This window comes from Vibrio sp. SCSIO 43133 (assembly GCF_023716845.1).
GTDB classification, from domain to species: domain Bacteria; phylum Pseudomonadota; class Gammaproteobacteria; order Enterobacterales; family Vibrionaceae; genus Vibrio; species Vibrio mediterranei.
The window spans coordinates 13,551-37,290 of record NZ_CP068024.1 but is presented as its reverse complement, the minus strand read 5'-3'; the positions used below and the strand labels follow the sequence as shown (position 1 = coordinate 37,290).

Below are 23,740 nucleotides of genomic sequence, written 5' to 3'. Positions count from 1 at the left end.
TCGTTAGAATGAAAAAGTGGACATTTTTCATGCTACTTATCGCCGTTCTGCTATTTGGCAGCGTGATAGGTTTCAATCTGTTTAAGCAACAGAAAATCGCTGAATATTTAGCAAACCGCCCGGAGCCTGAGTTTCCAGTCACCGTAACAACAGTAAAACCTGTTGATTGGGTACCGGTTATCGAAGCTATTGGTTTTGTGGAACCAAACCAAGGTGTGACGTTAACTTCTGAAACCAGTGGCGTTATCAGCAATATCTCATTCGCGTCAGGCTCTCAAGTAGAAAAAGGTCAACTCCTTGTTTCTCTTGATTCTGATGTAGAGAAAGCCAACCTTAAAAGCTCAGAAGCTCGCCTTCCTGCAGCAAAAGCAAAGTACAAGCGCTACCAAGGTCTTTATAAGAAAGGTTCAATTTCAAAAGAATCTTATGATGAAGCAGAAGCTAGTTACTTCTCTCTATCTGCTGATATTGAAAGCTTGAAAGCTCAAATTGACCGTCGTGAAATCAAAGCGCCATTTGGTGGTGTTGTTGGTATTCGTAACGTGTTCTTGGGTCAATACCTTCAACCAAGCGATCATATTGTACGCTTAGAAGATACTAGCCTAATGAAACTGCGCTTTACGGTTCCACAAACTGACTTCTCTCGTATTTCTATTGGTCAAGATGTAGACATCTTCGTTGATGCGTACCCAAACCAAGCGTTTAAGGGCTCTATCAGTGCGATTGAACCTGCGGTAAGTATCCAAAGTGGTTTGATTCAAGTTCAAGCGGACATTCCAAACAACGACGGTAAGCTGCGTAGCGGTATGTTTGCACGTGCAAATATCATCCTACCTAAACTTGAGAACCAAGTAACCCTTCCACAAACGGCGATTACATTCACCCTATATGGCGACAATGTTTATGTCGTTGAAGATGTTGATGGTGTGAAACGCGTTAAACAGCAAGTAGTTAAAGTGGGTGAACGCACAGGCGATATCGCTCATATTCTAGAAGGCGTGAAAGCAGATGATGTCATCGTTACATCTGGTCAAGTTCGCCTAAGTAACGACGTCAAGGTCAAAGTGGTAGAAAGCGATGCGACAGTACCACCGGCTGAGACACCGATGCTGTAATTGGAGGCAAAATGCGTTTTACTGATGTTTTCATAAAACGTCCTGTTCTTGCGGTATCGATCAGCTTTTTGATAGCACTGCTTGGTCTGCAAGCTGTGTTCAAAATGCAGGTACGTGAATACCCAGAAATGACGAATACCGTGGTTACCGTAACCACGAGTTATTACGGCGCGAGTGCTGACCTAATCCAGGGCTTTATTACCCAGCCATTGGAGCAGGCCGTTGCTCAGGCCGATAATATCGACTACATGACGTCACAGTCAGTCCTTGGTCAGTCGACCATCACTGTGAACATGAAGCTAAATACCGACCCTAATGCGGCGCTTTCAGACATATTGGCTAAAACCAACTCTGTTCGTTCTCAGCTTCCTAAAGAAGCAGAAGACCCAACGGTGACTATGTCTACTGGCTCAACAACGGCGGTACTTTATATCGGCTTTACCAGTGACGAGCTAGCTTCGAGCCAGATTACCGACTATTTAGAGCGTGTAATTAACCCGCAGCTGTTCACCGTAAACGGTGTATCTAAGGTCGACATGTATGGTGGCATGAAATACGCGCTTCGCGTATGGCTAGATCCACTAAAAATGGCCGCGCTTAAAATGACAGCCTCTGACATCATGAATGTCCTCAATGCCAACAACTACCAGTCAGCAACTGGTCAGGCTACGGGTGAGTTCGTGCTGTACAACGGCAGTGCCGATACTCAGGTCTCAAACACTGAAGAGCTGAAACACCTTGTAGTGAGCTCTAAAGATGGACAAGTGATTCGCTTAGGTGATATCGCTAAAGTAACGTTAGAGAAGAGCCATGACGTTTACCGTGCAAGTGCTAATGGTCAAGAAGCCGTAGTAGCTGCGATCAATGCGGCCCCTAGTGCTAACCCGATCAACATTGCTGCAGATGTACTTCAGCTTCTTCCACAACTTGAGAAGAACCTGCCTAGCAACATCAAAATGAACGTGATGTATGACTCTACGGTTGCGATCAACGAATCGATTCAAGAGGTTATTAAGACCATTCTTGAAGCAGCACTTATCGTACTTGTGGTTATCACTCTGTTCTTAGGCTCTTTCCGTGCAGTACTGATCCCTATCGTGACAATTCCACTATCGTTGATCGGTGTGGCAATGGTAATGCAGGCGATTGGTTTCTCTTGGAACCTAATGACACTACTGGCTATGGTACTGGCTATCGGTCTGGTAGTAGATGATGCGATCGTTGTTCTTGAGAACGTTGACCGTCATATCAAGCTTGGTGAATCCCCATTCCGCGCTGCCATTATTGGTACACGTGAAATTGCGGTACCAGTTATTGCGATGACGCTGACGCTTGGTGCCGTATATGCGCCAATCGCGTTAATGGGTGGTATCACGGGTTCGTTATTTAAGGAGTTCGCATTAACGTTGGCGGGGTCGGTATTTGTATCAGGCATTATCGCATTAACGCTATCACCGATGATGTGTTCGAAGCTGCTTAAAGCCAACGAGACACCAAACCGCTTTGAGCAAAAAGTACATCACGTACTAGACGGCATGACATCACGTTATGAAAAAATGCTTGGCGCGGTAATGCAGCGCCGTCCTGTGATCATTGCGTTTGCCGTCATCGTGTTTGCTTCTCTACCTATGCTGTTTAAGTTCATTCCAAGTGAACTGGCTCCATCGGAAGATAAAGGCGTGGTGATGTTAATGGGTACAGGACCGTCTAACGCAAACTTAGACTACCTGCAAAACACCATGAACGACGTAAACAAAATCCTAACTGATCAGCCAGAAGTGGCGTTCGCTCAGGTGTTCACTGGTGTGCCTAACTCAAACCAAGCTTTTGGTATTGCTTCTATGGTTCCTTGGAGCCAGCGTGAAGCGAGCCAAGCGGAAGTTGCTAACCGCGTAGGTGGGCTTGTGGCTGATGTACCTGGTATGGCAGTAACAGCATTCCAGATGCCAGAGCTACCAGGCGCAGGTTCGGGCCTTCCGATTCAGTTTGTTATTACCACACCTAACAGCTTCGAAAGCTTGTTTACGATTGCGACTGATATCTGGACTGACGTACAAAAGAATGCTCAGTTTGTTTATTCAACACTGGATCTGAACTACGATTCAGCGACGATGAAAATCAATATCGACAAAGATATGGCGGGCGCTTATGGCGTGACCATGCAAGATATTGGTATCACGCTGAGTGCGATGATGGCAGATGGTTATGTTAACCGTATCGACCTCAATGGTCGTTCTTATGAGGTTATCCCTCAGGTTGAGCGTAAATATCGTCTAAACCCAGAATCGATGAACATGTACTTTGTTCGTTCTGATGATGGCCAAGCTATCCCGCTAGGCAGCTTAATCTCTATTGATGTTGTGGCAGAGCCTCGCTCTCTACCTCACTTCAACCAGCTAAACTCAGCCACTGTTGGTGCTGTTCCAGCTCCAGGTGTAGCAATGGGTGATGCGATTGCTTGGTTTGAATCAACAGCAGAGAACAAGCTACCAAGTGGCTACAACCATGATTATATGGGTGAAGCTCGTCAATACGTAACTGAAGGAAGCGCGCTTTACGCAACGTTTGGTCTAGCTCTGGCGATTATCTTCTTGGTACTGGCTATCCAGTTCGAGTCCATCAAAGACCCATTCGTTATCATGGTATCGGTACCACTGGCGATATGTGGTGCTCTGATTGCTCTGGCATGGGGTGCAGCCACCATGAACATCTACTCACAGGTGGGTCTAATTACCTTGGTCGGCCTTATCACCAAGCACGGTATCCTTATCTGTGAAGTAGCAAAAGAAGAGCAGCTAAACCACAAGAAGAGCCGAATGGAAGCAGTTATGGAAGCGGCGAAAGTTCGTCTTCGCCCTATCTTGATGACAACCGCGGCGATGATTGCAGGTCTAATCCCACTGATGTACGCCACAGGTGCTGGTGCAGCTCAGCGCTTTAGTATCGGTATCGTAATCGTAGCGGGTCTTGCTATTGGTACTCTGTTTACTCTGTTTGTTCTTCCGGTAATTTATACTTACCTAGCAGAGAAGCACAAACCTCTACCAGTCTTTGTTGAAGACAAAGACCTAGAGAAGATAGCTCGAGTTGACGCAGCTTCAGCAGCTTGTCGAGAAAATCGCTCTTAAGGTGAAGACTAATTAGAAAAAGGCCACAATGTGGCCTTTTTTATTAGCTCAAATAACGACTTTCTTTATCGGATTACATAGAATAAGAAGTATCACTTAAGGAGTTACCAGACATGTTTGATCCAAAGAAACTTGAACAGATTGCTAAGCAAATTCACGACTCAATGCCTCAACCAGTGAAAGAACTTGGTGCGGATGTTGATCAGAAAGTACGCCAAGTCATTCAAGGCCAATTGAATAAGCTTGACGTCGTTAGCCGTGAAGAGTTTGATGTGCAAACTCAAGTGCTACTGCGCACTCGTCAAAAGCTGACAGAGATGGAACAAAAACTAGCAGATCTAGAGCAAAAGCTAGCGGATAAGTAATCGCTTTTTTTGCGGTATTCGCAAATTGCCAAATTGCATAGACAAAAAAAGGGGGCTTACCAATTGGTAGCCCCCTTTGCTATGTTGTGTTTACTTTATTATCTGATTTTTATTTGGTCGGCTTAGCCACCTACAGCGATACGCTTCATGTCTGTCATGTAGCCACGTAGCTCTTCACCGATGTACTCTACAGGGTGATTGCGGATAACATCGTTTACTTCGATTAGTTTGCCGTTATCGACTTGATTAGATGTCTCACCTAGACCTTTACCGATTACGTCAGTACCTACTGATGGCATGAACTTCTCGCGAAGCAGTGGTGTTGCTACGTTAGCGAATAGGTAGTTACCGTACTCAGCTGTATCTGAGATTACTACGTTCATTTCGTATAGACGCTTACGTGCAATCGTGTTTGCAATTAGTGGTAGCTCATGTAGAGACTCGTAGTATGCAGACTCATCAATGATGCCAGATGCCGTCATTGCTTCAAACGCTAGCTCAACACCTGCGCGAACCATAGCCACCATTAGGATACCGTTGTCGAAGTACTCTTGCTCTGAGATTTCCACATCAGACGCAGGGTAGTTTTCGAATGCTGTTTCAGCTGTCTCTGCACGCCAGTCTAATAGGTTTACGTCATCATTTGCCCAGTCAGCCATCATAGTGCTTGAGAACTCACCTTGGATGATGTCATCCATGTGCTTGTTGTAAAGCGGACGCATTAGGTCTTTTAGCTCTTCAGACAAGTCAAACGCTTTCACTTTCGCAGGGTTAGATAGACGGTCCATCATGTGCGTGATGCCACCGAATTTCAGTGCTTCAGTGATAGTTTCCCAACCGAACTGAAGTAGTTTACCTGCGTAGCTTGGGTCGATACCGTCAGCAATCATTTTCTCGTAACATACGATTGAACCTGCTTGTAGCATGCCACAAAGAATAGTTTGCTCACCCATTAGGTCAGATTTAACTTCAGCAACGAATGAAGACTCTAGAACACCAGCACGGTGGCCGCCTGTTGCTGCTGCCCATGCTTTAGCGATTTCAAGACCATCGCCTTGAGGATCGTTCTCTGGGTGAACAGCGATAAGAGTCGGAACACCAAAGCCACGCTTGTACTCTTCACGAACCTCAGTACCTGGACACTTAGGTGCAACCATTACAACCGTTAGGTCTTTACGGATTTGCATACCTTCTTCAACGATGTTGAAGCCGTGAGAGTAACCTAGAGATGCGCCTTCTTTCATTAGCGGCATTACCGTTTCTACCACGTTAGTGTGCTGTTTGTCTGGAGTTAGGTTAACAACTAGGTCAGCTTGAGGGATTAGGTCTTCGTAGCTACCAACAACGAATCCGTTATCTTTTGCGTTTTTGAACGATTGACGCTGCTCATCGATTGCTGCCTGACGAAGTGCGTACGACACGTCTAGGCCAGAATCACGCATGTTCAAGCCTTGGTTTAGGCCTTGAGCACCACAACCAACAATGACTACTTTCTTACCTTTTAGATAATCCGCTTCTGAAGCAAATTCAGAACGATCCATAAAACGACAACGACCTAGTTGGTCCAATTGCTCACGCAAGTTAAGAGTATTGAAATAGTTAGCCATAGTGGGGCTCTCCTGTTGAATTCTATCCGTAGTGTCGATGGTTATCATCGAATGAGTTCATACTAATGCAGAGTCGAAATTGCTTAAAGTGATATATTCACAATTTGTCATTGCAAATAATGCAACAACAGATATCTTTAGTACTATGAATATTAAAAGTCTCCAAGCTTTTATCCATTTGTGTGAGAGTAAAAGCTTCAATAAAACCGCAACGGCAATGCATATCAGTGCGTCAGCCCTCAGTAGACAGATCCAAAAGCTTGAACAAGATACTCATCAAAACTTGTTCTTGCGTGACAACCGTTCTGTCGAACTCACGCCAGCAGGAAAAAAACTGCTCCCTATTGCTGTAAATATCGTTAGTGAATGGCAGCAGTTCCAATCAGAAAGCCAACATGGAGAGAATGAGCTGAGAGGTAAGCTTCGACTGTTTTGTTCCGTTACCGCGAGCTACAGCCACCTCCCAGAGTTACTTGCCGAGTTTAGATTGCTTTACCCTTATATAGAGTTCGAACTCTCTACTGGCGATCCTGCACAAGCTATAGATAAAGTCCTCAGCGATGAAACCGATATAGCCATCTCAGCATTACCAGAGCTGTTACCTGCTCGATTAGAGTTTGAGCCGATCAGTGACATACCACTCTCTGTAATAGCCCCTGTTGGTGTTAGTAGTTTTGGCTTGGAATTAGCCGAAGGGCTGCCTGATTGGAACAAGATCCCATTCATTGTCCCCGAAGCAGGAACAGCACGAGAGCGAGCAAATGCGTGGTTTAAAAAAATGCGCATTAAACCCAATATATACGCTCAAGTATCAGGACATGAGGCAATTGTAAGTATGGTTGCACTGGGATGTGGCGTTGGAATTGCTCCGGAAGTGGTTATCGTAAACAGCCCAGTTCGAGATAAAATTCAACGCCTAAAACTAGAGCCTATTAAACCATTCAAACTTGGCGTGGTATGTAAACGCTCTAATCTAGAGAATCAATTGCTCTCAGCTTTCTGGAAAGTGGCTGAGAAAGTGTATATCCAGCCTTAGCATTAATAATCATCAAAAACGAAAAAGGCTCTGACCTAAGTCAGAGCCTTCAAATATGGCAGGGGTGGAGAGATTTGACCGGGCTGGCGACCCAGCTCCCAACACATCGCTTTGAAAAAGCGAAAACAAAAAAGGCTCCGACCTAAGTCAGAGCCTTTGAATATGGCAGGGGTGGAGAGATTTGACCGGGCTGGCGATCCAGCTCCCAACACATCGCTTTGAAAAAGCGAAAACAAAAAAGGCTCCGACCTAAGTCAGAGCCTTTAAATATGGCAGGGGTGGAGAGATTCGAACTCCCAACACGCGGATTTGGAATCCGCTGCTCTGCCAATTGGAGCTACACCCCTAAAGTGCTATCTAATCTATGCTATTTAATCGCTTAAATCAACATGTTAGATTCAAAAAAGCCTCGCAATAAGCGAGGCTTTTTAATAAGTGGCGGAGTGGACGGGACTCGAACCCGCGACCCCCGGCGTGACAGGCCGGTATTCTAACCAACTGAACTACCACTCCGCAGTGGTCTATTTAAAGTCTTATCTAAATCGTGCTTTAAACAGATGTTGTTCAAAGCCTGGCGATGTCCTACTCTCACATGGGGAAGCCCCACACTACCATCGGCGCTATTGCGTTTCACTTCTGAGTTCGGCATGGAGTCAGGTGGGTCCACAACGCTATGGTCGCCAAGCAAATTCTTAATTCGGAAAACTGTTTAAAAGTCTATATACACATTCAAAGTTCTTGCTTTGAGTCCATCAAAACCCTTTGGGTGTTGTATGGTTAAGCCTCACGGGCAATTAGTACAGGTTAGCTCAACGCCTCACAACGCTTACACACCCTGCCTATCAACGTTCTAGTCTCGAACAACCCTTTAGGACACTTAAAGTGCCAGGGAAGACTCATCTCAGGGCTCGCTTCCCGCTTAGATGCTTTCAGCGGTTATCGATTCCGAACTTAGCTACCGGGCAATGCGTCTGGCGACACAACCCGAACACCAGAGGTTCGTCCACTCCGGTCCTCTCGTACTAGGAGCAGCTCCCTTCAATCTTCCAACGCCCACGGCAGATAGGGACCGAACTGTCTCACGACGTTCTAAACCCAGCTCGCGTACCACTTTAAATGGCGAACAGCCATACCCTTGGGACCGACTTCAGCCCCAGGATGTGATGAGCCGACATCGAGGTGCCAAACACCGCCGTCGATATGAACTCTTGGGCGGTATCAGCCTGTTATCCCCGGAGTACCTTTTATCCGTTGAGCGATGGCCCTTCCATTCAGAACCACCGGATCACTATGACCTGCTTTCGCACCTGCTCGAATTGTCATTCTCGCAGTCAAGCGGGCTTATGCCATTGCACTAACCTCACGATGTCCAACCGTGATTAGCCCACCTTCGTGCTCCTCCGTTACTCTTTGGGAGGAGACCGCCCCAGTCAAACTACCCACCAGGCACTGTCCTCATTCCCGATTAGGGAACCAAGTTAGAACATCAAACATACAAGGGTGGTATTTCAAGATTGCCTCCACAAACACTGGCGTGCTTGCTTCAAAGGCTCCCACCTATCCTACACATGTAGGCTCAATGTTCAGTGCCAAGCTGTAGTAAAGGTTCACGGGGTCTTTCCGTCTAGCCGCGGGTACACTGCATCTTCACAGCGATTTCAATTTCACTGAGTCTCGGGTGGAGACAGCGTGGCCATCATTACGCCATTCGTGCAGGTCGGAACTTACCCGACAAGGAATTTCGCTACCTTAGGACCGTTATAGTTACGGCCGCCGTTTACCGGGGCTTCGATCAAGAGCTTCGTCCGAAAACTAACCCCATCAATTAACCTTCCGGCACCGGGCAGGCGTCACACCGTATACGTCATCTTGCGATTTTGCACAGTGCTGTGTTTTTAATAAACAGTTGCAGCCACCTGGTATCTGCGACTCTCGGTAGCTCCATCCGCGAGGGACTTCACCACTAAGAGCGTACCTTCTCCCGAAGTTACGGTACCATTTTGCCTAGTTCCTTCACCCGAGTTCTCTCAAGCGCCTTGGTATTCTCTACCCGACCACCTGTGTCGGTTTGGGGTACGATTCCTTACAATCTGAAGCTTAGAGGCTTTTCCTGGAAGCATGGCATCAATGACTTCACTACCGTAGTAGCTCGACATCGTGTCTCAGCCTTAAAAAGGTCCGGATTTACCTAAACCTTAAGCCTACGCACTTGAACCTGGACAACCGTCGCCAGGCCCACCTAGCCTTCTCCGTCCCCCCATCGCAATTGTAAGAAGTACGGGAATATTAACCCGTTTCCCATCGACTACGCCTTTCGGCCTCGCCTTAGGGGTCGACTTACCCTGCCCCGATTAACGTTGGACAGGAACCCTTGGTCTTCCGGCGAGGAGGTTTTTCACCCCCTTTATCGTTACTCATGTCAGCATTCGCACTTCTGATACCTCCAGCAAACCTTACAGTTCACCTTCAACGGCTTACAGAACGCTCCCCTACCCAATGTGTAAACACATTGCCGCAGCTTCGGTGTATAGCTTAGCCCCGTTACATCTTCCGCGCAGGCCGACTCGACTAGTGAGCTATTACGCTTTCTTTAAATGATGGCTGCTTCTAAGCCAACATCCTAGCTGTCTAAGCCTTCCCACATCGTTTCCCACTTAGCTATACTTTGGGACCTTAGCTGGCGGTCTGGGTTGTTTCCCTCTCCACGACGGACGTTAGCACCCGCCGTGTGTCTCCCGGATAGTACTTACTGGTATTCGGAGTTTGCAAAGGGTTGGTAAGTCGGGATGACCCCCTAGCCTTAACAGTGCTCTACCCCCAGTAGTATTCATCCGAGGCTCTACCTAAATAGATTTCGGGGAGAACCAGCTATCTCCAGGTTTGATTGGCCTTTCACCCCTAGCCACAAGTCATCCGCTAATTTTTCAACATTAGTCGGTTCGGTCCTCCAGTTGATGTTACTCAACCTTCAACCTGCCCATGGCTAGATCACCTGGTTTCGGGTCTATATCCAGAGACTGAACGCCCAGTTAAGACTCGGTTTCCCTACGGCTCCCCTAAACGGTTAACCTTGCCACTGAATATAAGTCGCTGACCCATTATACAAAAGGTACGCAGTCACACCACGAAGGTGCTCCTACTGCTTGTACGTACACGGTTTCAGGTTCTATTTCACTCCCCTCACAGGGGTTCTTTTCGCCTTTCCCTCACGGTACTGGTTCACTATCGGTCAGTCAGTAGTATTTAGCCTTGGAGGATGGTCCCCCCATATTCAGACAGGATATCACGTGTCCCGCCCTACTCGATTTCACTGATGATGAGATGTCGGTTACGGGGCTATCACCCTGTATCGCGGCACTTTCCAGAGCCTTCACCTGTCTCATTAAAAGCTTAAGGGCTAATCCAATTTCGCTCGCCGCTACTTTCGGAATCTCGGTTGATTTCTCTTCCTCGGGGTACTTAGATGTTTCAGTTCCCCCGGTTCGCCTCGCTGAGCTATGTATTCACTCAGCGATAACTGCTTATGCAGTTGGGTTTCCCCATTCAGGAATCTCAGACTCACAGGTTTTTACTACCTAATCTGAGCTTATCGCAAGTTAATACGCCTTTCATCGCCTCTGACTGCCAAGGCATCCACCGTGTACGCTTAGTCACTTAACCATACAACCCCAAAGGGTCTTTGTTACGTAACCAAAGTTGTCTGCATTTTTATACATGTGCAGACTCGATTTTGCCGGACTCAAATATGAATTACTTTCGTAATTCCCAAGAACACTTGAATGTGTGTTGGTACCTAATCTTTCGATTAGGATTTGAGAACTTTTAATAGATAACAATTAATCAAATTGTTATCTGTCAGCTTTCCAAATTGTTAAAGAGCAATGCAAACTTAATGCATTTTCTAAGGAATCTCGGCGGCAAAAATTCCAACCACGTACGTTTTAATGAAGTGGTTTGGAAAATCTTAATCCAAAATTACTTAGAGAATGGTGGGCGATACCGGGCTCGAACCAGTGACCCCCTCCTTGTAAGGGAGGTGCTCTCCCAACTGAGCTAATCGCCCACATAAGTTTCCTATTGTTTTTACTTTATAAAAGTAAAACAAAGGCCATTCCTTCGTGGAAAAGAATGGTGGGTCGTGCAGGATTCGAACCTGCGACCAATTGATTAAAAGTCAACTGCTCTACCAACTGAGCTAACGACCCAATGGTATCCCGTAGGGGAGTCGAACCCCTGTTACCGCCGTGAAAGGGCGGTGTCCTAGGCCTCTAGACGAACGGGACACTAAGCAGTAAGTGTTGGGCACTTACTATTTTCTGCTTTCGCTTTTCAGCAAAAACAAAATCTCTTTATCTTTACAAACCTAATCAATCTGTGTGAACACTCATCGCAATAATCTTTCGTATAAGGAGGTGATCCAGCCCCAGGTTCCCCTAGGGCTACCTTGTTACGACTTCACCCCAGTCATGAACCACAAAGTGGTGAGCGTCCTCCCGAAGGTTAAACTACCCACTTCTTTTGCAGCCCACTCCCATGGTGTGACGGGCGGTGTGTACAAGGCCCGGGAACGTATTCACCGTAGCATTCTGATCTACGATTACTAGCGATTCCGACTTCATGGAGTCGAGTTGCAGACTCCAATCCGGACTACGACGCACTTTTTGGGATTCGCTCACTTTCGCAAGTTGGCTGCCCTCTGTATGCGCCATTGTAGCACGTGTGTAGCCCTACTCGTAAGGGCCATGATGACTTGACGTCGTCCCCACCTTCCTCCGGTTTATCACCGGCAGTCTCCCTGGAGTTCCCGACATTACTCGCTGGCAAACAAGGATAAGGGTTGCGCTCGTTGCGGGACTTAACCCAACATTTCACAACACGAGCTGACGACAGCCATGCAGCACCTGTCTCAGAGCTCCCGAAGGCACACCTGCGTCTCCGCTGGCTTCTCTGGATGTCAAGAGTAGGTAAGGTTCTTCGCGTTGCATCGAATTAAACCACATGCTCCACCGCTTGTGCGGGCCCCCGTCAATTCATTTGAGTTTTAATCTTGCGACCGTACTCCCCAGGCGGTCTACTTAACGCGTTAGCTCCGAAAGCCACGGCTCAAGGCCACAACCTCCAAGTAGACATCGTTTACGGCGTGGACTACCAGGGTATCTAATCCTGTTTGCTCCCCACGCTTTCGCATCTGAGTGTCAGTATCTGTCCAGGGGGCCGCCTTCGCCACCGGTATTCCTTCAGATCTCTACGCATTTCACCGCTACACCTGAAATTCTACCCCCCTCTACAGTACTCTAGTCCGCCAGTTTCAAATGCAGTTCCGAGGTTGAGCCCCGGGCTTTCACATCTGACTTAACGAACCACCTGCATGCGCTTTACGCCCAGTAATTCCGATTAACGCTCGCACCCTCCGTATTACCGCGGCTGCTGGCACGGAGTTAGCCGGTGCTTCTTCTGCAGCTAACGTCAAACGAGCACGCTATTAACGTACCCGCCTTCCTCACTGCTGAAAGTGCTTTACAACCCGAAGGCCTTCTTCACACACGCGGCATGGCTGCATCAGGCTTGCGCCCATTGTGCAATATTCCCCACTGCTGCCTCCCGTAGGAGTCTGGACCGTGTCTCAGTTCCAGTGTGGCTGATCATCCTCTCAGACCAGCTAGGGATCGTCGCCTTGGTGAGCCATTACCTCACCAACTAGCTAATCCCACCTGGGCATATCCTGACGCGAGAGGCCCGAAGGTCCCCCTCTTTGAGCCGAAGCTATTATGCGGTATTAGCCATCGTTTCCAATGGTTATCCCCCACATCAGGGCAATTTCCCAGGCATTACTCACCCGTCCGCCGCTCGACGCCGTTAACGTCACCCGAAGGGTCAGTTAACTCGTTTCCGCTCGACTTGCATGTGTTAGGCCTGCCGCCAGCGTTCAATCTGAGCCATGATCAAACTCTTCAATTTAAGATTTTGTTCGGCTCAATGAATACTGAACATTACATAAAGTAATGTTTGAATTGACTGTGCTGAATCTTTCGATTCAATGGTCACTTCGTTTCATTGAAACCTAATTTGATACCGCTCTTTATTAAGAGAAATATCTAATTTGATTATCATCAACGAGTGCCCACACAGATTGATAGGTTTATATTGTTAAAGAGCTTGTTTTGAGCTTTGCTCAAAACGGACGGCCATTTTAGCGAGATAAGTTGTCGTGTCAACCACTTTTTTCAACTTATTTTGCTAAGCTTCTTAGAAGCTTGAGACCTTCTGACCGGATGCGAACTTTCGTCTGCGTTCCCGTGTCAGCGAGGGGGCATTATAGAGATCGAAATCTTCTTGGCAACCCTTTTTTTGAAGTTTTTCGCATTTTTTTATCGTTCGATTAAAAACAGCTCAAAACGACGCAAAAATCGACATTTTCTTATTATAGCTGAGCAAATTTATCCGCAAACAAGCTGACTTTATCCCAGTTAGTGTATTCCACTTCCTTTGAAGTATCTGTTTCTCCGCCGGTCATCGTCATAATCAGTTTAATCATAAAGCGGTCAAAAGGATTATAACGTGGGTAATACAATGCGCCGGCAAACACACCTATTAACTCCGGTTGCCAAGGTGACTTTTTCAAGAACGTCTTTATATAAGCACTGCCTTCCGGCGTATCTTTTCCTTGTTCTTCTTTTCTTGCGGTCAGATTGACGCAAAAGAATGCGGCTTTCATTGACGCTAACTTTGCACTGTTGGCATTTAAAAACTGATAGAGTTTCTTATTTAAATGACCATATCGGATTGATGCCCCGATAAGCACTTTATCGAACTCATCAAGATTAATGTTCATGTCTTGGTGTAGATTGACGATAGTGGCGGCATCATCACCTAATTGCTCAGCAATACGCGTAATGATTTTTGTCGTTTGTCCTTCACGAGAAGAATAGAGATAGAGAACTTTTTCCACGATGTTTCCTTTACCTTAATAAGCAGGCTGGTTAACTACGCCAAAATGCAGGAGTTAATAGAATAAGAAGGGTAAACACTTCAAGTCGGCCAAATAGCATCGAAACGATGAGCACCCACTTAGCGCTATCATTGACTTCACCAAAGTGGACAGCTACTTCTCCAAGACCTGGACCGAGGTTGTTCAACGTAGCCGCAACTGCGGAGAACGCACTAAGCTCATCCATACCAGTAGCAATTAACGCTAACATACAGACCACAAACACCAGTGCGTAAGCCGAGAAAAATCCCCATACGGCGTCTACTACACGCTGAGACAGTGCTGTCCCACCCACTTTGATGGTATATACCGCTCTTGGGTGTACAAGACGTTTCATCTCACGAGCACCTTGCAGAGTAAGTAATAAAATACGAATTACCTTCATACCACCACCCGTTGAGCCTGCACATCCACCAATAAAAGAAGAGAACAGTAGCAACACGGGTAAAAACAATGGCCATTCCGAGAATCCAGTAGTGGTAAAGCCCGCCGTCGTCGAAATAGATACTGACTGGAACAGTGCCTGATCAAACGCATCGTATACCGAGTTATAGGAGTGATGCTTCAATAAAATAAGGAAGCAGATCAGGAATAACACCACCTGTATAAAGATGAAGGCTCTAAACTCGGGATCTTTCCAATAATACTTCGGATGTACGCCACCTGAAGCAAATGCAGCAAAGTGCAAAGAGTAATTACAGGCCGATATAAGCAGGAATACCACGGTAATCATATTAATAGCATGACTATCAAAGTAGCCCATGCTCGCATCATGAGTGGAGAAACCACCAATCGCAATGGTTGAGAAACTATGAGCTATCGCATCGAACGGTGTCATACCTGCTACCCAAAATGCCGCTGCACAAGCGATAGTCAAGCTTAAGTAGATGTACCAAAGCGCCTTTGCTGTCTCAGCAATTCGAGGCGTCATTTTGCTGTCTTTCACCGGACCAGGGATTTCGGCCCGATATAACTGCATACCACCGATGCCTAGCACCGGTAAAATAGCGACGGCGAGTACAATGATCCCCATACCCCCAAACCACTGTAGTAATTGACGGTAAAACAATATCGCTTTAGGTAGCTCATCTAAACCAACAATAACCGTCGCACCGGTAGTGGTTAAGGCGGAGAATGATTCAAAGAATGCATCGGTTATCGACACATTAGGAAAATCGGATATAAGGAACGGTAAGGCGCCGGCGCTGCCGATTACTGTCCAAAACAAAACCACAATAAGGAAGCCATCACGAGCTTTGAGCTCGTGTTTGTGGCGTCGGTTGGGAAACCAGAAAAAGCCACCACAAACTAATAAGACAAAAAAGGTCGTAACAAAAGGTACACCCGCACCATCACGATAGATGAGCGCGACAAGAGCTGGCGCAAGCATTGACACACTGAACAGCGCTAAAAGAAGCCCGACAATGCGGATTATGGATCGAAATTGCATATATGTTGAATGAAGCTACGCTTCGTTACGTCCTAGTTGTGTTCTACTGGAGAAACCATTGCCTTGGCTCCACTTTTATTAATTATGCTTTGCGTGAGTGCATCAACCTTATTCACCTCAACTTCTACAATAAGAATAACCTTATCGCTATAGTGAGATTCCACTTCTACTGCAGAACACTTACTAAGTTCAGACTGAGCTGTGGCTACAAATGCATAGTCTAACTCTAGTCGTAATTGTGTGGTGATTTTTTTTTCTATTGTTTGAATTAGCTTAAGTGCTTGTTGAACTCCTCCACCATAAGCTTTCACTAATCCGCCTGTTCCTAGCTTGATTCCACCAGAATAACGGGTAACAACAGCCGCCAATTCCCCAATCCCGGAACCGCTTAACTGTGCCAAAATAGGCTTTCCTGCAGTGCCAGATGGTTCACCATCATCACTAAAGCCCCACATCATTGAATTTTCTGGACGACCGGCTACAAAGCCCCAACAGTTATGTCTGGCACTACTGTGTTCTTTCTTCACATCATCGATAAACGCTTTGGCACTTTCGATACTTGGTGTATGGGCAATTTGTGTGATGAAGACACTCTTTTTGATTTCTTCTTCAAAAATCACAGAGTGCTCTGGTATCAAGTATGCAGTTGAGTTCATTAGGATTTATGAGATCTGTAGCCTAAAAAGGGTATTCTATCACGGGTGAATAGGATTGACTCCAAGATTGGACCACGGTCATAATGTTAAACAGTTGTTTAAAAAATGTATTGAAATTAAATTCAATGCGGTTCAATATTAGACAACTGGTCTAACCAGAAGCAAAAACAATAACTACCGCTTTCGCACAATCACGGATTGTCTGTCACGGAGAATGACAATGATTTACCAATCTGAAACCCTACAGGTAAAGGAAGTACACAACGGCATCGCCGAACTGTGTTTTAGCTCTCCCCAGTCGGTCAATAAACTTGATCTGGCTACTCTTGAAGCCCTAGACAAAGCACTTGATGCTCTTGCAGCATGGAATGATTTAAAGGGTCTAATCCTCACTACAGATAAAAGCGCATTTATCGTTGGCGCCGATATCACGGAATTCTTGGGATTGTTTGCCAAACCAAAAGCAGAACTCAAAGAGTGGCTTGGTTTTGCAAATAGCATCTTCAACAAGTTAGAAGATCTACCCGTTCCGACACTTTCAGCCCTAAAAGGTCACACGCTTGGTGGCGGTTGTGAGTGTGTATTAGCAACAGATTTTAGAATTGGTGACAAAACCACCAGCATCGGCCTTCCAGAGACAAAACTTGGCATTATGCCTGGCTTTGGCGGCACCGTGCGCCTACCACGCCTCATTGGTGCCGATAGCGCAATGGAAATCATCACACAAGGTAAAGCATGTCGCTCAGGTGAAGCGTTAAAGCTTGGTTTACTCGACGCAATCGTCGAAACCGATGCACTGTATGAATCTGCACTTAACACGATTCAATTAGCCATCAATGAGAAAATCGATTGGAAAGCACGCCGCCAAGCGAAAGTGTCTCCACTGACACTGAGCAAGCTTGAAGCGATGATGAGCTTCACTATGGCTAAAGGTCTTGTTGCTCAAAAAGCAGGCCCACATTATCCAGCACCAATGGCTGCAGTAAAAGCCATTGAAGAAGCAGCTCGCTCTGGCCGAGATCAAGCTCTTGATATTGAAGCAAATTACTTTATTCAACTAGCTGGCTCTGATGTAGCCAACGCGCTAGTTGGTATCTTCCTTAACGACCAATACATTAAGGGTCTTGCTAAGAAAGCCGCGAAGTCAGGTAAAGACACCGAACGTGCTGCCGTGCTAGGTGCTGGCATCATGGGTGGCGGAATTGCTTATCAGTCTGCGCTTAAAGGCGTACCCGTAATCATGAAAGATATTGCTCAGGCTTCTTTAGAGCTTGGCATGACTGAAGCATCCAAACTGCTGAACAAACGCTTGCAACGTGGTCGTATTGATGGCTTTAAGATGGCTGGCGTATTGGCATCTATCACTCCAAGCCTTCATTACGCTGGCATCGAACAGAGCGATGTGATTGTCGAGGCTGTCGTAGAGAATCCAAAGATCAAGGCGTCGGTATTGAGCGAAGTCGAAGGATTGGTCGGTGAGAATACTGTCATTGCATCGAATACGTCGACGATTCCTATTAATGTACTTGCGAAGTCACTCAAGCGCCCAGAAAACTTCTGTGGTATGCACTTCTTTAATCCAGTACACCGTATGCCACTGGTCGAAATCATCCGTGGTGAGCACACGTCAGAAGAAACCATTAATCGTGTTGTGGCTTACGCAGCAAAAATGGGTAAATCGCCAATCGTCGTTAATGATTGCCCAGGGTTCTTTGTTAACCGCGTACTCTTCCCTTACTTTGGCGGCTTTAGTCAGCTATTAAGTGATGGTGCTGACTTTATTCAGATTGATAAAGTCATGGAGCGCAAGTTTGGTTGGCCTATGGGGCCTGCTTATCTTCTCGATGTTGTTGGTATCGATACCGCTCACCACGCTCAAGCTGTCATGGCAGAAGGTTTCCCTGAGCGTATGGCGAAAGAAGAGCGCGATGCAATCGATGTTCTTTTTAGTAACACTCGCTACGGTCAGAAGAATGGCTCTGGCTTCTACGCGTACACTACAGACAAGCGTGGTCGACCGAAGAAAGCACCAAGTGAAGACATCACTAGCTTACTAGAACCGGTTTGCAAACCAAGCCAAGCGTTCGACGACGACACCATCATTCAACGTATGATGATTCCAATGATCAACGAAGTAGCACTGTGTCTTGAAGAGGGCATCATTGCAACACCACAAGAAGCCGACATGGCTCTAGTATATGGATTGGGCTTCCCTCCATTCCGCGGTGGTGTATTCCGTTACCTAGATAGCATTGGTATCGATAACTACGTAGCAATGGCAAAACAATACGAGTCATTGGGTGCAATGTACAAAGTCCCTCAGTCGCTAGTAGACATGGTAAGCTCTGGTAAGCGCTTCTATGAACTGCAGCAAACTGGCTCACTGTAATTACCCATTGGAAGAGGAATATCAAAATGAAAAATGTTGTCGTTGTTGATTGTCTTCGCACACCGATGGGTCGTTCCAAAGGTGGTGCATTTAGACATCAACGTGCTGAAGATCTATCAGCGCATCTTATGAAAGGAATTTTGGCTCGCAACCCACAAGTCAAACCTGAAGAAATTGAAGATATCTATTGGGGCTGTGTACAGCAAACATTAGAGCAAGGTTTTAACGTGGCACGTAATGCAGCACTGCTCGCGGGTTTACCTATTGAAATTGGTGCGGTTACCGTTAACCGTTTGTGTGGTTCATCAATGCAAGCTCTGCATGACGCGGCACGCTCTATTATGGTAGGCGATGCGGAAATCTGTCTTATCGGTGGTGTAGAACACATGGGTCATGTCCCAATGACTCATGGCGTTGACTTTCATCCACAGTTGTCAAAGAACGTTGCAAAAGCAGCAGGCATGATGGGTTTAACAGCTGAGATGCTAGGTAAACTCCATGGAATTAGCCGCGAACAACAAGATGAGTTTGCTGCCCGCAGTCACCAACGTGCACAAGCCGCAACCATAGAAGGACGCTTCAAAAACGAAATTCTACCAACAGAAGGTCACGCAGAAGACGGCTCTCTCTTTACTTTAGATTACGATGAAGTTATTCGTCCGGAAACTAACGTGGAAGGTCTATCTAAGCTACGTCCTGTATTTGACCCTGCAAACGGCACCGTCACCGCCGGCACTTCATCTGCGCTATCTGATGGTGCTTCTGCCATGTTGATAATGAGTGAAGATAAAGCTAACGAGCTAGGTTTACCTATTCGTGCAAAAATCCGCTCAATGGCCATTGCTGGTTGCGATCCTTCTATTATGGGTTATGGTCCAGTACCTGCGACTCAAAAAGCACTGAAGCGTGCAGGTTTGACGATGGATGATATTGATATTGTTGAACTTAATGAAGCATTTGCTGCTCAATCACTGCCATGTGCGAAGGATCTGGGTCTATTAGATGTGGTTGACGAGAAAGTAAACCTTAACGGTGGTGCTATCGCGCTTGGACACCCATTGGGCTGCTCAGGCTCTCGTATTTCCACCACCCTTATCAATATTATGGAAAGCAAAGATGCCAAGATCGGTCTAGCGACCATGTGTATTGGTTTGGGTCAAGGCATTGCAACCATATTCGAACGTCCATAACCCCATCTGAATGTAAAAACAGCTCCGCTTGCGGAGCTGTTTTTATTTATGCATAAAATGCATACATCAAATGTTCAAGTTTCATTTTTTTTTTACCTATTTGTCGCCTACACTTTGCAGCAGATAACACGTCAACTCATTGGAGATAACCATGTTCAAAGCACTGTTACTTAACCAAGAAGATAAAAAAACAATCGCTACTATTTCTCAAGTAGATGAGTCTCAGCTTCCAGAAGGTAATGTAAAAATAGATGTAAAATATTCATCTTTGAACTACAAAGATGGGTTGGCGATTACAGGTAAAGGCAAAATTATTCGCAATTTCCCAATGGTACCGGGTATCGATCTTTCTGGCGTAGTGTCTCAATCTGATGACCCTCGTTATAAGGAAGGCGACGAAGTGGTTCTCACTGGCTGGGGGGTCGGTGAGAATCACTGGGGTGGCATGGCAGAGAAAGCAAGTCTAAACGGTGATTGGTTGGTGCCAATGCCTGCTGGCCTAGATGCAGAAAAGGTCATGGCTATCGGTACTGCTGGCTTCACGGCTATGCTTTGCGTGCAAGCGATTGTTGATGCTGGCATCAAACCAGAAGATGGTGAAGTACTGGTAACCGGCGCAAGTGGTGGTGTCGGTAGTGTATCAGTAACGCTACTAAACCAACTCGGCTACAAAGTCGCAGCAGTCACAGGCCGTGCTTCAGAAAATGGTGAATTACTCACTTCTCTTGGCGCTTCTCGTATTGTTGAACGTAGTGAACTTGAAGAACCAGCTAAGCCACTTGAGCGTCAAGTTTGGGCTGCAGCGGTTGACACTGTAGGTAGCAAACTTCTCGCGAAAGTATTGGCTCAAATGAACTATAACGGTGTGGTCGCAGCATGTGGTCTGGCAGGTGGTTTTGATTTGCCAACAACCGTTATGCCATTCATTCTACGTAATGTCCGCCTACAGGGTATTGACTCAGTAATGTGTCCTCGCGAGAAACGTATCAAAGCATGGGAACAATTGGCAACTTTACTTCCAGAATCATACTACGCACAAGCGAGTAAAACAGTGGCGTTGGAAGAAGCGATTCAAGCAGCAGAAGATATCACTAATGGCGCTATCACTGGCCGTGTGACAATTAAGATCTAATCTTAGCTAACATATTATTGAAAAGGCTCTCATGATGAGAGCCTTTTGTATTTAATACGCATTAGTACCGAGTATTTGCTTATCATTAGCAGGGCTTGGATTACCGTACTCTCCATTATGATTATGAAAAGTTTCTTTCGTCGACTTAATATCACCATCAAAGCGTGGATCCTGTGGTCGTTCATGGCTGTCCATAAACAACGCGATATCCCAAGCTTGCTGATCTGTTAATGTTCCACCTTGCCCCAAAGGCATGTTGTGTTTTATGAACGTAGCAGCAGTATTTACTCGATGCATTCCTGCTCCCCAGTTAAAACTATCCGGCCCCCAAAGAGCAGGAAAGACATAACGTCCACCCACCTGTCGTCCTTGTCCGTTTTCACCATGGCATACAGAACATTCTTTTTGATAAGCTTTTTCACCACGCTTGTAACTAGGTGCCTTCACAGGTTTCTCTAGTTTTCCAAATCCTCTTCCAGGCAACTTGTTATCAACAGAGACCCCAAACGACAACCAATAAGAGTAAGCATTAAGGTCCAATATTTCCTGACTTAATACCTCTGGGGGTTGACCATCTTTTGCGTTCATAGAATAAAGAAAACAACCTTGCAATCGATCTTCAAACGTATTTACTCGTTTATTTTTAGAACGATAGGCAGGGTAAGACACAAACGCAGCCCACATAGGTGCCGCATTGGCTACACTCCCCCCTCCAAGATGGCAATTGGTGCAGTTCATACCATTATTCACTCTTCCCGTCGGTTTCAATTGCTGGGTATTCATAAACAATGAATATCCACGCTTTATCGACTCCCCCAATTCACCCTTTGGTAAGTTATCCCAATGAGATACTTGATGAAGGGTTTCACCTTCGTTCAACGTCCTACCAGGCTCTATGGGGTGAAGCTCTTTATATTGATCAGCAAAGGCAACGAAAGTAAAACCAGCAAGCAAAGCGATTAGATAATGAGTTTTCATAAAGAACCTCCTTGCGATGAGAAGTATTCCGCAACAGCTTCGATTTCTTCTTCACTGAGTGCTTTAGAAATAGTTACCATCGTCCCCAACAAACCCGGAGGGCGTTGATCATTTTTCCAAGCGTTGAGTTGATTGATTAAGTAGTCTTTATTTTGCCCTATAAGCATAGGAAAACTTGGTGCAACCCCCACCCCATTAGGTCCGTGGCAACTGACACAAGCTGGTACATTGCTATTCCATTTACCACTGTATGCGATTCGTTCACCCAATGGCATATCAGCAGGCCACTTATCACCTCGCCATTGCAAGGTTTCAGGAGTATCAACGGGAATGGAGGCATAGAAATCAGCAGCGAGTACCAGCTGATCATCTGCAACGTCGTGAACGATAGGCTCCATAAAGCTGCTAGTTCGATGACCAGATTTAAACGCAAGGACTTGAGCCTCTAAGTAGGCTTTAGGCTGCCCTCGAAGGTTAGGGATGGTGTTTTCTCTACCAACACCATCAGAACCATGACAGTCGATACACGCCTCCATGATGTTATTGGCGAGAGCAGTATGAGTAAGGCTTATAGCAGCTAGCCCGACGATAATCCTTTTAATATTCATTGCTCATTCCTTTGTTGTTTTTAAGTCAAACTAGGATAAAGATTAGTGAATACAAGGAAATGAAGGTATCAATTCAACCGACTGCTAGCCTAACCCTACATCTTCAATTCTTTTAGTAATCAATTTTCCACATTCTTGTTTCAACACTTTGCGCAACCATTGCTGGGACTCAGAAGTATCGCAGCGTGAGTGCCAAATCAACGAATAATCAAATGGTGTGAACGTAAATGGCAATGGCTTAATTACTAAGTCATATCGCTCTGCAACCAAATACGCTAAATCGGCAGGAACGGTAATAATAAGAGGCATGGAATCAACAATCGCCAATGCAGCTTCAAGGTGATAAGCCCGTAACACCATTCTTCTTGGATTCTGATTAACCAATGCAGCATCAAGTAATGATTTTACGCCATCGCTTATCGCAATCATGGCGTGTGGCGCATTAATATAGTCTTCGAGTAATAGTGGCTTTTCCGCAAGAGGATGCTGTTTAGACACTAAACATGAAACCCCTACAGGCCCTAATATATCTTGATGCAAAGGTGAGACAGAACCTGATGGTCGACAGATAGCCATATCTACCTTATCGGTACTCAGCTGTTTAAAAAGGCTCTCGTGTTGCAGTGGGGCAAACTCTAGCGAAATGTTAGGCGCCTGCTGATACACCATAGGTAAGGCATAAGGAAGTATGGTCTGCATAGCGTAGTCAGTAGTAGCGATAAGAAAACGCTCATTGCAGTAATATGGATTGAACTCACTCGGTGTTAACAGTTGGCGGAATGATTCTAACGGCGCATCAATTTGTTTGCAGATCTCCAATGCTTTACTGGTAGGAATGATCCGTTGCCCTTGACGGGTAAACAGAGGATCGCCCAATAAATCTCTGAGCCGACCTAAAACACGACTGGTCGCTGACTGGCTAAGGTTCAAGCGCACAGCTGCTTGACTAACACTGCCTTCTTCGACCAACACTTTTAACGCAACCAACAGATTCAAGTCACGACGATAGATTTCTTCGAGTTCCATAAACACTTCCTAACGGGTTCTTTTATAGTGTACACCGAGCCCGAATATCTTTACCTAGCGCCAGATAAAAAA

Annotated in this window: 14 protein-coding genes, 5 tRNA genes and 3 rRNA genes; 7 read left to right on the top strand and 15 right to left on the bottom strand. The window is 46.0% G+C overall.

Annotated features, from left to right (window positions below):
- Window positions 1-8 precede the first annotated feature (8 nt).
- The 3 genes from JKJ11_RS00170 to ubiK all read left to right on the top strand — a co-directional run bounded on the left by JKJ11_RS00170 (window position 9) and on the right by ubiK (window position 4,608).
- Window positions 9-1,115 carry an efflux RND transporter periplasmic adaptor subunit gene (locus tag JKJ11_RS00170; protein WP_006075383.1) on the top strand — a complete coding sequence of 369 codons (1,107 nt, stop codon included), beginning with the start codon at window positions 9-11 and terminating at the stop codon, window positions 1,113-1,115.
- Window positions 1,116-1,126: 11 nt separating this feature from the next.
- Complete coding sequence (locus JKJ11_RS00165; protein WP_031493888.1) at window positions 1,127-4,243, top strand: multidrug efflux RND transporter permease subunit; 3,117 nt, start codon at window positions 1,127-1,129, stop codon at window positions 4,241-4,243.
- A gap of 113 nt (window positions 4,244-4,356) precedes the next feature.
- Window positions 4,357-4,608 (top strand): ubiquinone biosynthesis accessory factor UbiK, encoded by a 252-nt coding sequence (gene ubiK, locus JKJ11_RS00160; protein WP_006075379.1) that lies wholly within the window; start codon window positions 4,357-4,359, stop codon window positions 4,606-4,608.
- A 122-nt stretch (window positions 4,609-4,730) separates the two neighbouring features.
- Here ubiK and ilvC read toward each other — a convergent pair whose 3' ends face one another.
- Window positions 4,731-6,215 (bottom strand): ketol-acid reductoisomerase, encoded by a 1,485-nt coding sequence (gene ilvC, locus JKJ11_RS00155; RefSeq protein WP_252038598.1) that lies wholly within the window; start codon window positions 6,213-6,215, stop codon window positions 4,731-4,733.
- Window positions 6,216-6,360: 145 nt separating this feature from the next.
- On the opposite strand from ilvC, the gene ilvY reads away from it, so the two are divergent.
- Window positions 6,361-7,251: an HTH-type transcriptional activator IlvY gene (gene ilvY / locus JKJ11_RS00150; protein WP_038223308.1), complete on the top strand. Its 891-nt coding sequence runs from the start codon at window positions 6,361-6,363 to the stop codon at window positions 7,249-7,251.
- Window positions 7,252-7,521: 270 nt separating this feature from the next.
- Here ilvY and JKJ11_RS00145 read toward each other — a convergent pair.
- The 11 genes from JKJ11_RS00145 to JKJ11_RS00095 form a co-directional block, all read right to left on the bottom strand.
- Window positions 7,522-7,598, bottom strand: a tRNA-Trp gene (locus tag JKJ11_RS00145).
- An 89-nt stretch (window positions 7,599-7,687) separates the two neighbouring features.
- Window positions 7,688-7,764: transfer RNA gene (locus tag JKJ11_RS00140), tRNA-Asp, on the bottom strand.
- Window positions 7,765-7,820: 56 nt separating this feature from the next.
- Window positions 7,821-7,936, bottom strand: a 5S ribosomal RNA gene (rrf, locus tag JKJ11_RS00135).
- A gap of 88 nt (window positions 7,937-8,024) precedes the next feature.
- Window positions 8,025-10,911 (bottom strand): 23S ribosomal RNA (locus JKJ11_RS00130).
- 327 nt (window positions 10,912-11,238) lie between these two features.
- Window positions 11,239-11,314: transfer RNA gene (locus JKJ11_RS00125), tRNA-Val, on the bottom strand.
- 66 nt (window positions 11,315-11,380) lie between these two features.
- Window positions 11,381-11,456: transfer RNA gene (locus JKJ11_RS00120), tRNA-Lys, on the bottom strand.
- A 2-nt stretch (window positions 11,457-11,458) separates the two neighbouring features.
- A tRNA-Glu gene (locus JKJ11_RS00115) sits at window positions 11,459-11,534 on the bottom strand.
- Window positions 11,535-11,656: 122 nt separating this feature from the next.
- Window positions 11,657-13,209: ribosomal RNA gene (locus JKJ11_RS00110) — 16S ribosomal RNA — on the bottom strand.
- The 16S, 23S and 5S rRNA genes sit together here with 5 tRNA genes alongside, the layout of an rRNA operon.
- A 463-nt stretch (window positions 13,210-13,672) precedes the next feature.
- Window positions 13,673-14,203, bottom strand: coding sequence for a menaquinone-dependent protoporphyrinogen IX dehydrogenase (gene hemG / locus JKJ11_RS00105; RefSeq protein WP_373682918.1), 531 nt, complete (start codon window positions 14,201-14,203; stop codon window positions 13,673-13,675).
- A 28-nt stretch (window positions 14,204-14,231) separates the two neighbouring features.
- Window positions 14,232-15,689: a TrkH family potassium uptake protein gene (locus tag JKJ11_RS00100; RefSeq protein WP_006075112.1), complete on the bottom strand. Its 1,458-nt coding sequence runs from the start codon at window positions 15,687-15,689 to the stop codon at window positions 14,232-14,234.
- A 32-nt stretch (window positions 15,690-15,721) separates the two neighbouring features.
- The gene (locus JKJ11_RS00095; RefSeq protein ID WP_006075111.1) at window positions 15,722-16,345 is read right to left on the bottom strand and encodes a YigZ family protein; all 624 of its coding nucleotides are present in this window, start codon (window positions 16,343-16,345) and stop codon (window positions 15,722-15,724) included.
- Window positions 16,346-16,565: 220 nt separating this feature from the next.
- On the opposite strand from JKJ11_RS00095, the gene fadB reads away from it, so the two are divergent.
- The 3 genes from fadB (at window position 16,566) to acuI (ending at window position 21,056) form a co-directional block, all read left to right on the top strand.
- Entirely contained in the window at window positions 16,566-18,734 is a 2,169-nt protein-coding gene (gene fadB, locus JKJ11_RS00090; protein ID WP_252038597.1) for a fatty acid oxidation complex subunit alpha FadB, read from the top strand.
- A gap of 26 nt (window positions 18,735-18,760) precedes the next feature.
- Window positions 18,761-19,924 carry an acetyl-CoA C-acyltransferase FadA gene (fadA, locus tag JKJ11_RS00085; RefSeq protein ID WP_006075109.1) on the top strand — a complete coding sequence of 388 codons (1,164 nt, stop codon included), beginning with the start codon at window positions 18,761-18,763 and terminating at the stop codon, window positions 19,922-19,924.
- Window positions 19,925-20,075: 151 nt separating this feature from the next.
- A complete protein-coding gene (acuI, locus tag JKJ11_RS00080) occupies window positions 20,076-21,056 on the top strand; it encodes an acrylyl-CoA reductase (NADPH) (protein WP_038224188.1) in 981 nt (326 codons plus the stop codon).
- A 51-nt stretch (window positions 21,057-21,107) separates the two neighbouring features.
- Here acuI and JKJ11_RS00075 read toward each other — a convergent pair whose 3' ends face one another.
- From JKJ11_RS00075 to JKJ11_RS00065, 3 genes are all read right to left on the bottom strand, one after another.
- Window positions 21,108-22,034: a c-type cytochrome gene (locus JKJ11_RS00075; protein ID WP_252038595.1), complete on the bottom strand. Its 927-nt coding sequence runs from the start codon at window positions 22,032-22,034 to the stop codon at window positions 21,108-21,110.
- Window positions 22,031-22,642, bottom strand: coding sequence for a c-type cytochrome (locus JKJ11_RS00070; RefSeq protein ID WP_006075106.1), 612 nt, complete (start codon window positions 22,640-22,642; stop codon window positions 22,031-22,033). The genes JKJ11_RS00075 and JKJ11_RS00070 overlap by 4 nt, the downstream gene beginning before the upstream one ends.
- Window positions 22,643-22,726: 84 nt before the next feature.
- Window positions 22,727-23,668 (bottom strand): LysR family transcriptional regulator, encoded by a 942-nt coding sequence (locus tag JKJ11_RS00065; RefSeq protein WP_006075105.1) that lies wholly within the window; start codon window positions 23,666-23,668, stop codon window positions 22,727-22,729.
- Window positions 23,669-23,740 lie beyond the last annotated feature (72 nt).

Bases quoted from the DNA above. Each gene is read 5' to 3' on its own strand.
- JKJ11_RS00170 (WP_006075383.1), top strand. From the start codon at position 9: ATGAAAAAGTGGACATTTTTCATGCTACTTATCGCCGTTCTGCTATTT.
- JKJ11_RS00165 (WP_031493888.1), top strand. From the start codon at position 1,127: ATGCGTTTTACTGATGTTTTCATAAAACGTCCTGTTCTTGCGGTATCG.
- ubiK (WP_006075379.1), top strand. From the start codon at position 4,357: ATGTTTGATCCAAAGAAACTTGAACAGATTGCTAAGCAAATTCACGAC.
- ilvC (WP_252038598.1), bottom strand. From the start codon at position 6,215: ATGGCTAACTATTTCAATACTCTTAACTTGCGTGAGCAATTGGACCAA.
- ilvY (WP_038223308.1), top strand. From the start codon at position 6,361: ATGAATATTAAAAGTCTCCAAGCTTTTATCCATTTGTGTGAGAGTAAA.
- JKJ11_RS00100 (WP_006075112.1), bottom strand. From the start codon at position 15,689: ATGCAATTTCGATCCATAATCCGCATTGTCGGGCTTCTTTTAGCGCTG.
- JKJ11_RS00095 (WP_006075111.1), bottom strand. From the start codon at position 16,345: ATGAACTCAACTGCATACTTGATACCAGAGCACTCTGTGATTTTTGAA.
- fadB (WP_252038597.1), top strand. From the start codon at position 16,566: ATGATTTACCAATCTGAAACCCTACAGGTAAAGGAAGTACACAACGGC.
- fadA (WP_006075109.1), top strand. From the start codon at position 18,761: ATGAAAAATGTTGTCGTTGTTGATTGTCTTCGCACACCGATGGGTCGT.
- acuI (WP_038224188.1), top strand. From the start codon at position 20,076: ATGTTCAAAGCACTGTTACTTAACCAAGAAGATAAAAAAACAATCGCT.
- JKJ11_RS00075 (WP_252038595.1), bottom strand. From the start codon at position 22,034: ATGAAAACTCATTATCTAATCGCTTTGCTTGCTGGTTTTACTTTCGTT.
- JKJ11_RS00070 (WP_006075106.1), bottom strand. From the start codon at position 22,642: ATGAATATTAAAAGGATTATCGTCGGGCTAGCTGCTATAAGCCTTACT.
- JKJ11_RS00065 (WP_006075105.1), bottom strand. From the start codon at position 23,668: ATGGAACTCGAAGAAATCTATCGTCGTGACTTGAATCTGTTGGTTGCG.